General features: G+C 62.7%; 7 protein-coding genes and 1 tRNA gene. 3 read left to right on the top strand and 5 right to left on the bottom strand.

All coding sequences use genetic code 11. The features are described 5' to 3' along the window. Positions 1-91: 91 nt before the first annotated feature. The 4 genes from A7X65_RS28845 to A7X65_RS28860 all read right to left on the bottom strand — a co-directional run bounded on the left by A7X65_RS28845 (position 92) and on the right by A7X65_RS28860 (position 5,823). Positions 92-2,104: a pentapeptide repeat-containing protein gene (locus A7X65_RS28845; protein WP_063691613.1), complete on the bottom strand. Its 2,013-nt coding sequence runs from the start codon at positions 2,102-2,104 to the stop codon at positions 92-94. Further along, positions 2,101-4,032: an effector-associated domain EAD1-containing protein gene (locus tag A7X65_RS28850; protein WP_063691614.1), complete on the bottom strand. Its 1,932-nt coding sequence runs from the start codon at positions 4,030-4,032 to the stop codon at positions 2,101-2,103. Before A7X65_RS28850 ends, A7X65_RS28845 begins: the two co-directional genes overlap by 4 nt. Before the next feature lie 65 nt (positions 4,033-4,097). Beyond that, positions 4,098-5,612, bottom strand: a complete 1,515-nt coding sequence (locus tag A7X65_RS28855) for a metallophosphoesterase family protein (protein WP_082885095.1) — start codon at positions 5,610-5,612, stop codon at positions 4,098-4,100. A 136-nt stretch (positions 5,613-5,748) separates the two neighbouring features. Further along, positions 5,749-5,823, bottom strand: a tRNA-Gln gene (locus A7X65_RS28860). A 260-nt stretch (positions 5,824-6,083) separates the two neighbouring features. Here A7X65_RS28860 and A7X65_RS28865 point away from each other — a divergent pair. Then, positions 6,084-7,862 carry an acyl-CoA dehydrogenase family protein gene (locus tag A7X65_RS28865; protein WP_063691617.1) on the top strand — a complete coding sequence of 593 codons (1,779 nt, stop codon included), beginning with the start codon at positions 6,084-6,086 and terminating at the stop codon, positions 7,860-7,862. A gap of 191 nt (positions 7,863-8,053) precedes the next feature. Here A7X65_RS28865 and A7X65_RS28870 read toward each other — a convergent pair whose 3' ends face one another. Beyond that, positions 8,054-9,307 carry an MFS transporter gene (locus A7X65_RS28870; protein ID WP_063691618.1) on the bottom strand — a complete coding sequence of 418 codons (1,254 nt, stop codon included), beginning with the start codon at positions 9,305-9,307 and terminating at the stop codon, positions 8,054-8,056. A 239-nt stretch (positions 9,308-9,546) separates the two neighbouring features. Between A7X65_RS28870 and A7X65_RS28875 the strand changes: the two genes are divergently transcribed. Both A7X65_RS28875 and A7X65_RS28880 read left to right on the top strand, forming a co-directional pair. Beyond that, positions 9,547-10,305, top strand: coding sequence for an enoyl-CoA hydratase-related protein (locus A7X65_RS28875; RefSeq protein WP_063691620.1), 759 nt, complete (start codon positions 9,547-9,549; stop codon positions 10,303-10,305). A gap of 228 nt (positions 10,306-10,533) precedes the next feature. Beyond that, positions 10,534-12,189 (top strand): bifunctional metallophosphatase/5'-nucleotidase, encoded by a 1,656-nt coding sequence (locus A7X65_RS28880; protein WP_063691622.1) that lies wholly within the window; start codon positions 10,534-10,536, stop codon positions 12,187-12,189. Positions 12,190-12,286 lie beyond the last annotated feature (97 nt).

Here is a 12,286-nt window from a genome sequence, read left to right on the forward strand (position 1 = left end):
TCAGATCGTCGCAGCATCGCTGGTCGACCACGATCTTCATGGTGCGGGGAGCATATCCTTCGCCGTCAGCTGATCGACACCGGCATCTCGTTCAGGTGCGGGAGTTGAGCGTCTTACAGAATTTGTCCAGGCCCTCGGTCGTGCGGTCCGTTTTTCCCGTCAAATTCATGACCTCTACTTTGAAAGCCCCCGTGAAATGTTTGTGGAGAAGAAGCAACTCATGGGTGGGCTCGTACAGCTTCTCCGGAATGGCCATTCGCAATTGTTCCTTTGCTTTATCGTCCTGCCCGAGGACGTGTAAAGCAACAGCATAGCGGAAATTCAGCTCCGCATCGTCGAGAGTTGCGAGCGCCCGCTCCAGGAAGACGGCCGCTTTCGTGAAGTTGCCCTTCTCTTCCTCGTCGTCCTTTGCAGGCTTCTGCATGAGGATGTACGCCAGCGTATCCGCTGTGCCGGCCGCCGCCCACGCCAGATCAGCCTTGTCTTTGGCTTCCTCATAATATTTCATCGCGGCAAGGGCCGCAGCTTCGGCTTCTCCATCGGCGATCTGTCCGTAAGTCGCCAGAGTCCACGCCCTCTCGTTGTTGAGAGAAGCCATCCGTTCCGATTTTTCATCCTTATTGAGACTCGCCCTCTCATAGACGTCCCTGGAGGAAGCGTTCCTGGCCAAAAGGGATTTGAGCCTATCGTTTTGACTGATGTCCTTCCGAGGATACTTCTTCTCAAGAGCCGTGACTTGATCAAAGCTCCACCCTTTGGCTTGCCACCACGGCGCATCGGCAAAAATTGGAACATTGTCGTCCCGAAACTTGATACGCTTGAATGACGCGCCCGTGATGTCGGCGCCGGAAAAATCCGCTTGCCCACACAGGTAGACGCCATCGAAGTTCGCCCGATAAAGTTTTGTTTTCTTGAAACTGACGTTGTCAAGGACGGCACCACTGAATGAGGCAGAAGCGAGCGCGGCTTCGTCGAAAACCACATTTCTCAGTTTCGAATCCTTGAATTGAGCACCTGCGGCCGCGATTCCGTGCAGATCCTTACTTGCCTTCTCAACAAGCCTTAGGCCTTGTACTTCCAGCTTCTGGTGATACGTCGTCAGCCATCGTATGTCTTCTGCCTTCGTTGCGTCCGGTGTTCCCTTGTCGTCGATTTCCTGCACGACCGACGGGGATTTTATTGGGACGTATAGCTTCTCGTAGGCAGACGAGCTGGCCAGGGCAACTACACCGATGACGAGGGCGGCGGTGACCGCCACGCACAGCTTTATGAAATTCCACCGGCTGCTCGCATTGATGAAATCGGTTTCCCATTGCTTGAGATTGCCGTATTCGCGGAAGCGACGGATCAGACGCCAGTCGAGCAGGGCTCCGCTTGAACGGTTGCTGCCGATCCAGCTCAAGGCCAGATCGCTCAGATTTTGGCGCTTGTCGATTTCCTTGGCGAGCCAAGACCATCGGCGCGTCAAGGCGAGATAGGCGAGCGAGAGTTCCTCGCTCTCCCCCGTCGGTCTTTCGACGAGAATACCGGCATTCTTCAATCCATCGAGCAACTCGTCGACTTCCTTGCCGAACTTATTGAGCTCTTCGCGACGCGTCGGCTTCGAACTGATCTCCTCATCGTGTTCCGGAAAATTGAGGAGGCCCAGCAAGACGCGCCGTACGAGGTCTGTCTCCTTGGTGGAAAGCCCTTGAATGAAATCATCTGCCCGTTTGGCGGCAGCGTCGACTACAGCCGGATCGAACGGCTCGAGCTGATTGTCGGGCCGATCCTGGTATGTCGGATCCCGCTGCGAGGTGACCACCGACGAATCGGCGCTCTTGGATTCAGATGCCTGCGCAACACTGCCTGGCTGGAGTTTCGTGAATGCGCTGGCGACCCAATAGTCGATCAGTCCCTGGGCCTCCCTCCGGTCGACCAACGTATCGAGCACGGCGCCGGTCACGATCGCGCGCGAGATGAACTCCTCGATCTGCTTTGCCCCCGATTCCGTCAGCGATCCGGTGCGTTCGTTGATCGGCAGATTGTCGAACAGGTACTCGTGCGCACGCCGCAGCGCGTCCATCGAAAGATACGGTTCGTGATGCTGATTGGCGGCCATCATGACGTCAATGCTCCAAGCAGGCGGTTGAGCGACGGCGCCAGTTGCACGATCTTCTCCGACATCGACTTGACCGATTCATCGAGACGATAGAACCGATCGTCGCAGGAGCCGGAAAAGGCAAGCAGCGCGATCTTACCTTGTTCTCGTTCGATCGCATCCGGCCGCGCGCTTGGCGTTGCCGCGATCCACTTATCGAGGCGCTCCAGCAACCGCTTCGACCAGAGCTCTTCCGGATACATGGCGCACAGCGCGCGCAGCCGTTTCTCGAACAGAGGCCACTGAAAGATCTTCCCCTGCGGCTGATGCCGGATCGAATTCATCGCTCCGTCGACTTCGGTGCTGACAGCTTGCCAGGCGAAGTGCTCCTTGATCAGGCCAGCAACGGAGACGCGAATCGTACCCACTGCCGCGGCACCGCTCGCCAGGTCTTTCGCCTCCGCCGGGGCCGGGTCCGACACGCTGACCACCTCGTCGATCATGGTCATCAGGGCGAGAAGACCAAGCTTTCCGGCGGCTTCCGCCAGGGAACGGTTGATCTGCGGGGCCGCCGTCGTAACCGCCGATCGCAGCGTGGTGTAAACCTGACCGCGATCGTTCATGCTTGCGGCAGGGTCCGCGACTTCGCGCATTTCATCGCTGCGCGCCTTGAGCGGGTTGATCCAGCCCAACTCCACCTGCTCGGTATCGAGTCCGCGGATCTTCTCCTCGGCATCTTGGGCATAATCGTGGATTTCCTCCGCGAAACGCTCCAGCGCCGCGTTGGCCCTGGGATCGCTCGCGGGCGAACTGAGCGCCAGCTCGATCGCCTCCAGCTTGAATTGGAGATTGTGCAGAATATTGTGAAGCGCCTTGTATTGTTCTACGACATGAACCTGTTGCAGGATGATCAGCACGTCGCCACGATAGCTGCAGGCGATAGCGTTTGCCGGCGCGTTCGTCTGGACCAGGGTCGACAACACTTCAAGCGCTCGCGCGGCCTTGTAGATCATTCCGCCCGTATCGGGAGGGTTCAGCACGCCCGGCGCGTACCTCCTGCACAGCTCCCGCAAGTCGTTGTTCGCCGGGCGCGCCCTCAAGGTCGCATTCAGGAGCGCTTCCATCGGACCGCTCCCCTGCTGATTGGCCCATGTCAGAAGGTATGTGACGATGGTCTCGAACGGCTGGCCCGGATTGGTCACCTGGTCCAGCTCGAGACCCAGCGAGTATTTTACGATCGTTCCGATCGCGTTATCCGCGGCGGAGAACTCCTTTACGTAAATGGGTATGAGCTCTTTGACCTGATCGTCGTTGAGAACCGTCTGCACCGTCGGCATCTGCTGAACCGACAGCACAGGGTCGAGAACTGCGAAGAACTTCACGGGACAGGCATAGACGACACCGCCGATGGTGTGATCTTCGTCACCCAACGCGAACCGCATCAGACCAACCACGACGTCCCGCATCAGCACCGGGCCACCGGACAGCCCTCGGGCGTCGCCGCCGATCCCGCCAGCCAGTTGTTTGCTGTAGAGCTGAATCGCCGGCCCGCCGAACAGTTCGCCGGCATGATTGGTCACGTCACCACTGACCGTCAGTCCATCCGCCGGCTGCATGTTTGCGTAGCCGTAAGTCTCCCATTCGCCGCCCGAACGGTGCAGCTCGCGTAGCGCCAGCGGCGTATGTGTCTCGGAGGGCGGCGGGACCCCACAACGGAGCAGCATGCAGTCGGCAATCCGATCCCACTTCACCGGCGTAGCCGCGGTCTCGTGGCCGGGGAACGTCAATTTGATGTCCTGGAAGAAAACGGCCTCTTCCTGGTTGCGATCGGCAACGTTGTGCAGAGCCGTCGCCACAAGATCATGCGCGACGAGAAAAGCCGTTCCACGCACCGAGCCCGCTGGACTCGTCGCGGTCACTTGGGCGATTACCGCACGCGTGCTCTCGTCCATTCCGCCTTCCCGCAATACATGTCACAACATGCCGGCACGCTGAAAAAACTCACTGTCCCGATCGTCTATGACGTCGGCGCCGCGCACAATTTCGCGTCCGCAACCTTGTCGTTATCGTCGATGTCGAGCAGAACATAGGTTGGCCGGAACAGCGTCCATTCCGAGAAGTCGCCGGCCTTCAACTTTTGAACGAAGCGATCCAGCTGCTTGAGCGCATCGGGCTCCGGCAGCGTCAATATCTCGTTCGGAAAGCGCAGCACGTCGGCCCATGTGCCCGAATTGAAATACCAGCGCCCATCGCCAAGGCTGACCCGCTTCGCCTGGTGGGTATGGCCGAACACCACATAGCGAAAGCCACCCTTCACGAGCTCGCTCGCGCCATCCAGATATTCCTTTGCCGTCTCCCTGGTTTCATCAAAGCTGCCTTCCTTCTGCAGTCCTCGAATCGCAGTCAGCAGCGCCCGCATGCGTTTGTCGGCAGCACTCGAGCCGAAGGCCAGATTGAAAAACCCCAGCGCAGTATTGAACGTTTCACTGGCGCTGACATCCGTTCCCATTCCCGGGTGCGCGCCCCGGGAATCGTCGTCGAGCTGGCGGAGAAAGTCCGCTCCGGCGCCGCCGAGCGAATCGCCGATCGCAACCTTCAGCGTGGCATCGTTGTCAACACCGGCGAGAATCGACTGCGCCGAGCCCATGCCGGGAGCCACCGTGGCCCTGATGTCCTGGCCGAACGGCTTCTTGTTCGCGACGACGTCCGCTTTGATGTCACCGCCGAACTTCGGAAGAACAGGACCCTCGAGCCCATGACTCCGGGTCCAGTACCAAAAGCGCGCCAACTCGCCAAACCGCTTTCGATAACTTGGCTCGAGGGCAAGCAGGATCGGCGCCACGGCGGAATCTTCCGGCTTGAGCAGGTCCACGAACGCGTAGTCGCGCTTGATCTTGTTGATGACCGACGTGACCATCTGGCTGCCGGGCGGCGGAACGAACTGATACTGCTTGGGCACTTCCTGCCGGCGGGACATCAGGGACCGGACCCGGCGCAAGGCGTCGAGGTCGACCTGATTCCACGCATCGTATCGATTGCCGTGTTCGATCAGCGCATCGCCAGTCACATAGGCTTCGCCGTCATGGATGAATTCGAAATCGTGTCCGGGCTTGACGCCCAGCGCTTTGCGCAGTTCGGCCCGCACGGGAGGAAGACTCAGCTCGATGTCGTGGTTGCCGAGCAGAATGGTCAGCCGACCTCCCACATCCAGAAAGCGGTTGAGCGCAGCGAAGACGCCCGGATCCCTCTCGACGATGGCTTTGAACTTGCTGACCGCCTGGCCGGGATCAGCAGTGAAGGGCGCCCAGCTGTCGGCCTGCTCTCCATCGAGTTCGGCGAGAAAGTCGACCGTATCGCCGTTCAGAACGAGCTCGCTTGGGCCCTTCGCGGCAATCTCCTGAGCCAAGTCCTCGACGAAGCGAACGATCTGGTCGGCGCGGGTGCACAAGCGAAAGCCGCGCTTCCCTGGGGCCGGCGGAACTGGATACGTGCCTCCCAAATGCAGATCGGAAATAATACGAACTCGGCGCATCCGAAATCTCGCTGCATGCGTTCCGAAGGGAAAGTAAAACCAGATTGTGCGACCTGAGGTAGTTACCGTCAATCTCTTCCATCAATCTGCTGGGTCAGACGAAATCGGCCAATGCGACGGATTGGGAGCGCAGCGCTGGCTGGGGCGGGAGGGATCGAACCTCCGAATGGCGGAATCAAAATCCGCTGCCTTACCGCTTGGCTACGCCCCAACAGCGGGGAACGACGGAAGACCGGGCTACCGCAGATTCCCTCGAATGCTGCCGGTCTATAGGGTGCGGCGCGGCATTTCAACCGCCTGCAGGGGCAAAATACCACAGCAGCCGGGATCGGCCGCACCACACCTTATTATAATTATGGGCTCCGTTTTACAGGCCCCGGCAAAATCCCGATGCGGTACCGTATCGCGGCCATTGAGACCTTGCCCGTTTCATGGGAATACGGCGCCAATATCTGTCCACGGGAGTGAGCCATGACCTACCGCGCGCCGATCTCTGACATGCTGCTGTCTCTCAACCATGGCGCCGGCCTCAAGGCCGCCCTGGAAGCCGGCCATTACGGCGATTTCGACGCCGACATCACCGCCGCCGTGCTGGAGGAAGCCGCCAAGTTCGCAACCGACGTGCTGGCGCCGCTCAACAAGGTCGGCGACGAGCACGGTATCAAGCTTGACGACGGCAAAGTCACGACCGCGCCGGGCTGGCCCGATGCCTACAAGCGCTGGACCGAGGGCGGCTGGAACGCAGTGTCGGGACCGGAGGATTTCGGCGGCCAGGGCCTGCCGCTCGCCATCAACGCGGCCTGCACCGAGATCTGGAGCGCCGCCAACGTCGCCTTCGGCCTCTGCCCGCTGCTGACGGCCTCGGCGATCGAGGCGCTGGATGCGCATGGCAGCGACGAGCTGAAGACCATCTATCTCGAAAAGCTGGTCTCCGGCGCATGGACCGGCACGATGCAGCTCACCGAGCCGCAGGCCGGGTCCGACGTCGGCGCGCTGCGCACCCGCGCCGAAAAGCAGGCCGACGGCACCTATCGCATCAAGGGGACGAAGATCTTCATCACCTATGGCGAGCACGACATGACCGACAACATCGTTCATTTCGTGCTGGCGCGCCTGCCCGACGCGCCCGCGGGCACGAAGGGGATCTCGCTGTTCCTCGTGCCGAAATTCATGGTCAACGCCGACGGCTCGCTGGGCGCACGCAACGACATCTTTGCCAGCGGCGTCGAGCACAAGCTCGGCATGCATGCTTCGCCCACCTGCACCATGACCATGGGCGACCATGGCGGCGCGATCGGCTTTCTGATCGGCGAAGAGAACCAGGGCATGCGCTGCATGTTCACGATGATGAACCAGGCCCGCCTCGGCGTCGGCCTGGAAGGCGTCGGCGTCGCCGACCGTGCCTATCAGCAGGCGCTGTCCTATGCGCAGGAGCGCAAGCAGGGCCGCGCCATCGGCAAGAAGGGCGAGGGCTCGGATTCGATCTTCGTGCACCCCGACGTCAAGCGCATGCTGATGCGGATGCGGGCGCAGACCGCCGCCGCGCGCACCATCTGCTACGCCACTGCAGTGGCGATCGACGTCTCGATGCGCGCCAAGGACCCGAAGGTTCGCGCCGACGCCGCCGCGCGCGCCGCGCTGCTGACGCCGATGGCAAAAGGCTACTCCACCGACATCGGCAACGAGGTCGCCTATCTCGGCGTGCAGGTGCATGGCGGCATGGGCTTCATCGAGGAGACCGGTGCCGCGCAGCATTATCGCGACGCGCGCATCACCGCGATCTATGAGGGCACCAACGGCATCCAGGCGATCGACCTCGTCACGCGCAAGCTCGCGGCCAATGGCGGCGCTGCGGTGTGGGCGCTGATCGACGAACTCTCGGCGACCGTCAAGCAGGTGGAGGCCTCGAACGATCCGGCCTTCGGCACCACGGGCGCAAAGCTGCGCGAGGCGCTGGAGGCGCTGACGCGCACCAGCAAATGGCTGCTGGAGCGCGTGACGTCCGCGCCGAACGAGGCGCTGGCCGGCGCGACGCCCTACCTGCAGCAGTTCGGATCGACGCTCGGCGGCTGCATGCTGGCCTCCGAAGCGCTCGCCGCCAAGGCCGACGGCAATACGGACGCGGCGCGCTACGTCTCGCTGGCGCGTTTCTTTGCCGAGAACATCAGCGTGCAGGCCGGCGCGCTGGAACGCACCGTAACGGAGAGCGCGGAGTCGGTTGCGGCGGCGGATGCGGTGTTGTTGGGGTAAGAGCGCCTACCACACAACCGGTGTCGTCCCGGCGAAGGCCGGGACCCATAACCACCGGGAGCAGTTTGGCGAGGATTGTCAATTAAGCGGTCCTCCCGCGGTACTCCGATCGCAACTCCGTCGACCAGTCACGCGGTATGGGTCCCGGCCTTCGCCGGGACGACACCGAGATTGCCGCGCGCGCTTGTGCCTCAGCTTGCCGACACGCCTTCACTTGTGGTGTGCCCGCGTCTCCCCGGCCGCCACAGCACCACGCCCGCGGCGACCAGATCCAGCGCCACGCACATCGCAAACGCCGTCGTGTAATTGCCGGTGAAGCTGCGCACGAGGCCGACGATGCCGGGGCCGAAGGCGCTGACGATGCCGCTGATCGAGGTGCCCAATCCCATGGCGGCGGCGAAGGCGGCAGATCCGATCTCGCGCTGGATGATCAAGGGCGGGAACGTGATCATGTTGCCGATCGAGAAGCCGTAGACGGCGCAGCACATCAGCAGCACCGTCGGATTGGTGCTTTGAATCAGCACGAAGAGCGCGGCCGCCTGGCTCGTCATCGACGCCGAGCAGGCAAGCCGCGGATCGAGCCGGTCGACGAACAGCCCGAGCGACAGGCGCCCGACCACCGCCATCGCCGCCATGAGGGTCACGGCAAGACCGGCGCTGGCGCGCCCGATCAGCGGCTCGAGAAACGAAACCTGGTGGATGATGAATCCCATCTGCGCCAGCAGCGCGATCGCGATCGGCAGCACCATGGTCCAGAACGCGGCATTGGCGAGCAGCGCGCGGCGCGAATGCGCAGGACGGGCCACCGCGCCGCCGGACTGACGTTTCCCTGAAGCCAGTGATGTCCCCGCGGGCCAGCCGATGAAGCCGACGACCACCGGCAGCACCAGCACCACCATCGCGATGGTGGCCGCCAGCATCGCCGAGCGGAAGCCGATGCTGCCGGTCAGCGACAGCAGAAGCGGAACGAGGACGATGCCGCCGCAGGTCGCCCCGTTGAAGGCGAGGCTGAGCGCAAGGCCGCGGCGCCGGTCGAACCATGAATTGAGCACGGTCGCGATCACCACGGTGCCCATACCGGTCCAGCCGACCGACATCAGCGCGTAGGCGAGATAGAGCTGCCAGGGCGTCTGCATCAGGGCCAGCAGCACGGTCGAGGCGCCCAGCGCGGAAAGCCCGCACAGGATCAGCGACCGCAGCCCGATGCGGTCGAGCAGATCGTCGGTGAAGATGACGAGGACGGAGGTGAGGAGAAACGAGAAGGTGCTAGCTGCCGAGACCAGCGTGCCGGGCCAGCCATGGGCGCGCTGCAGCTCGGCGAGATAGACGCCCTGGCCGTAGAGGCCGAAGCCGAACATGAAGAAAGCCATCAGAAAGCAGGCCAGCACGACGCGCCAGCCGCGATAGGACAGCGAAGATTCGTCAACGCCAGTTGCGGCGATCATCAATCGAGCCGTCGCCAGATGGAACCGGGCAGGATCGTGCACTACAACCACTGGTTTTTCAAATGAAACATTGTAGCCATTTGTTGCGACGCGCAACAGCGCGTGACGGACAATGTGACGCGCCATGGGCGCCGTCACGCAGAGTTCAGGCTGGAAAAGGTCGAGCGGACGCATTGGCACGTCAACAAGATGATGTAGGCTGAGGCGCGCGAGACCCGCAGCGACGCAGGGGGAATTTCATGCCGAACGGCAATATCGTGGTCACCGAAGAGCGGGGAACGCGTGTGATCACCCTGCGCCGCCCCGGCAAGAAGAACGCGATCACCCAGGACATGTACCGGGAGATGAGCCACGCGATCGACACCGCGCAGAACAATCCCGATATCCGCTGCATGATCATCACCGGCGGCTCCGGCGTGTTCACGGCGGGCGACGACATCGACGATTTCCTCCACGCCGACACGGCGCGCCCCGAGACGCTGTCGAACGGCGCCAAGTTTCTCTATTCGCTCGCCCTCAACACCAAGCCGATCATCGCCGCCGTGGACGGCGCGTCGATCGGCATGGGGACGGTGATGCTGTTTCATTGCGACTACGTGCTCGCCTCGAACGCGGCGACCTTCTCCGCACCTTACATTCATCTCGGGCTCGTGCCGGTCGGCGCGTCCAGCCTCCTGATGCCGAACACGATGGGCTATCAGCGCGCCTTCGCGATGCTGATCATGGGGCGGACCTTCAGCGCGGCGGAGGCCCACGCTTCCGGCTTCGTCAACACCGTGGTCTCGCCGGGACATACCGAGGTCGAGGCGCGCAAGGTCGCGCGCGAGATCTGCCGGCTGCCCGCCGAGGCCGTCGCGACCTCGCGCAAGCTCTTGCGCACGCCGCCGGAGGAATTGACCCGCCGCATCGACCAGGAGGCCCATCTGTTCGGCGAGCGGTTGAAATCGGACGACGCCGTGGCCGCGTTCAACGCGTTTGCGAACAGGAAGAAGCGGTAGGGGTGCTCTTCCCCTCTCCCCTTGTGGGAAGAGGGTGGCTCGCCGCAAGCGGCGAGACGGGTGAGGGGTTGTTTCCACGAGCACCTCTCAACATTGTTATTCGCGGATAGAACCCCTCATCCGGCGCTTCGCGCCACCTTCTCCCACAAGGGAAGAAGGGAAGAAAGCCGCAGCCCGTTCACGACAATGCTTCGTGAAATCTTCGCGCGGAACGTCTAGTCTGGTTCCATGCCATACCGATCCATCCTTGCCGCGCTCGCGCTGATCTGCGCCCTGCCCGCCTCCGCCCAGACCGCTGCGCCGGTCGAGCTGCGCATTCTCGCGATCAACGATTTCCACGGCAATCTGCGGCCGCCGCCGGGCGGCATCCGCATCAATGACCCCGAGGATAGAGCCAAGAAGGTGATGGTCGCCGCCGGCGGCGCCGAATACATGGCGACGCTGGTCAAGCAGCTGCGCGAAGGACACAAGAACACGATCTTCGTTGCCGCCGGCGATCTGATCGGAGCAAGCCCGTTCCTGTCGGCGATGTTCCACGACGAGCCCTCCGTCGAGGCGCTCTCGATGATGGGACTTGCGATCACCTCGGTCGGCAATCACGAGTTCGACGAAGGCAAGACCGAGCTGTTGCGCATGCAGAACGGCGGCTGCCATCCTGTCGACGGCTGCCAGGGACCGCATCCCTTCACCGGTGCCAAATTCCACTATCTCGCCGCCTCCACGATCGAGACCGCGACCGGCAAGAGCGTGCTGCCGCCCTACGAGATCCGCGAGTTCGACGGCATCCCCGTCGCCTTCATCGGGCTGACCTTGAAGGAGACCTCCGGCATCGTCTCGCCTTCGGGCATTGCCGGGCTCGAATTCCGCGACGAGGCCGAGACGGTGAACGCGCTCGTGCCGCAGTTGAAGGCGCGCGGCGTCGAGGCGATCGTGGTGCTGATCCACCAGGGCGGCGAGCCCGCGGGCGACTACAATGAATGCCCTGCCATCACCGGGCCCATCGTCGACATCGTGAAGAAGTTCGATCGCGCCGTCGACGTCGTCGTCAGCGGTCACACGCACCGCGCCTACATTTGCCAGATCGACGGGCGCCTCGTCACCAGCGGCGACAAATACGGGACGCTGGTCACCGCGATCGACCTCAAGCTCGATCCGGCGAGCCGCGACATCGTCAGCGCAAAGGCCGAGAACGTCATCGTCGCCAACGCATCGCTCGCCAGGGACCCCGAGCAGACCGCGCTGATCGAGGCCTATGACAAGGTCTCGGCGCCGATCGCCAACCGGCCGGCCGGATCGGTGACGCAGACGCTGTCGCGCGTACCGAACGAGGCCGGCGAGAGCGCGCTCGGCGACATCATCGCGGACGCGCAGCTCGCCGCGACCAGGGACACCAAGGATGGCAGCGCTGTCATCGCGCTCACCAATCCCGGCGGCATCCGCACCGACATCGTTCCCAAGGAGAACGGCGCGATCACGTTCGGCGATGTGTTCGCCAGCCAGCCGTTCCGCAACCGCCTCGTCACCATGACGCTCACGGGCAGCCAGCTCAAGGACCTCCTGGAGCAGCAATGGCTCGATCCGAAGCGGCCGCGGATCCTCCAGGTGTCGAACGGATTCAGTTACAGCTGGGATGCGTCGAAGCCGAACGGCGAACGCGTCAGCCTCGAGAAGATGACGCTGAGCGGCAGGCCGATCGAGGCCGGGACCGGCTACCGCGTCACCCTCAACGACTATCTCGCCGTCGGCGGCGACGGCTTCACGGTCGCAAAGCAAGGGACGGCGCCACAATATGGCGGCTACGACGCCGATGCGCTGTTCGCGTTCTTCCGGGCGCATGGGCCGATTGGCCCGCTGCCGCTGAGCCGTATCCTGCGCGTGAATTGATCCGGATCAAACCGGCCGGAACGGGACAACCCTTTGCCAATTGTACCCAAGCGCATAGATTGCGTTTGGCATTGCGTTTTGGCGCCGGATGCGCCAA

The sequence above is a fragment of the Bradyrhizobium stylosanthis genome (assembly GCF_001641335.1).
GTDB lineage: Bacteria > Pseudomonadota > Alphaproteobacteria > Rhizobiales > Xanthobacteraceae > Bradyrhizobium > Bradyrhizobium stylosanthis.

Bases quoted from the DNA above. Each gene is read 5' to 3' on its own strand.
- A7X65_RS28845 (WP_063691613.1), bottom strand. From the start codon at position 2,104: ATGATGGCCGCCAATCAGCATCACGAACCGTATCTTTCGATGGACGCG.
- A7X65_RS28850 (WP_063691614.1), bottom strand. From the start codon at position 4,032: ATGGACGAGAGCACGCGTGCGGTAATCGCCCAAGTGACCGCGACGAGT.
- A7X65_RS28855 (WP_082885095.1), bottom strand. From the start codon at position 5,612: ATGCGCCGAGTTCGTATTATTTCCGATCTGCATTTGGGAGGCACGTAT.
- A7X65_RS28865 (WP_063691617.1), top strand. From the start codon at position 6,084: ATGACCTACCGCGCGCCGATCTCTGACATGCTGCTGTCTCTCAACCAT.
- A7X65_RS28870 (WP_063691618.1), bottom strand. From the start codon at position 9,307: ATGATCGCCGCAACTGGCGTTGACGAATCTTCGCTGTCCTATCGCGGC.
- A7X65_RS28875 (WP_063691620.1), top strand. From the start codon at position 9,547: ATGCCGAACGGCAATATCGTGGTCACCGAAGAGCGGGGAACGCGTGTG.
- A7X65_RS28880 (WP_063691622.1), top strand. From the start codon at position 10,534: ATGCCATACCGATCCATCCTTGCCGCGCTCGCGCTGATCTGCGCCCTG.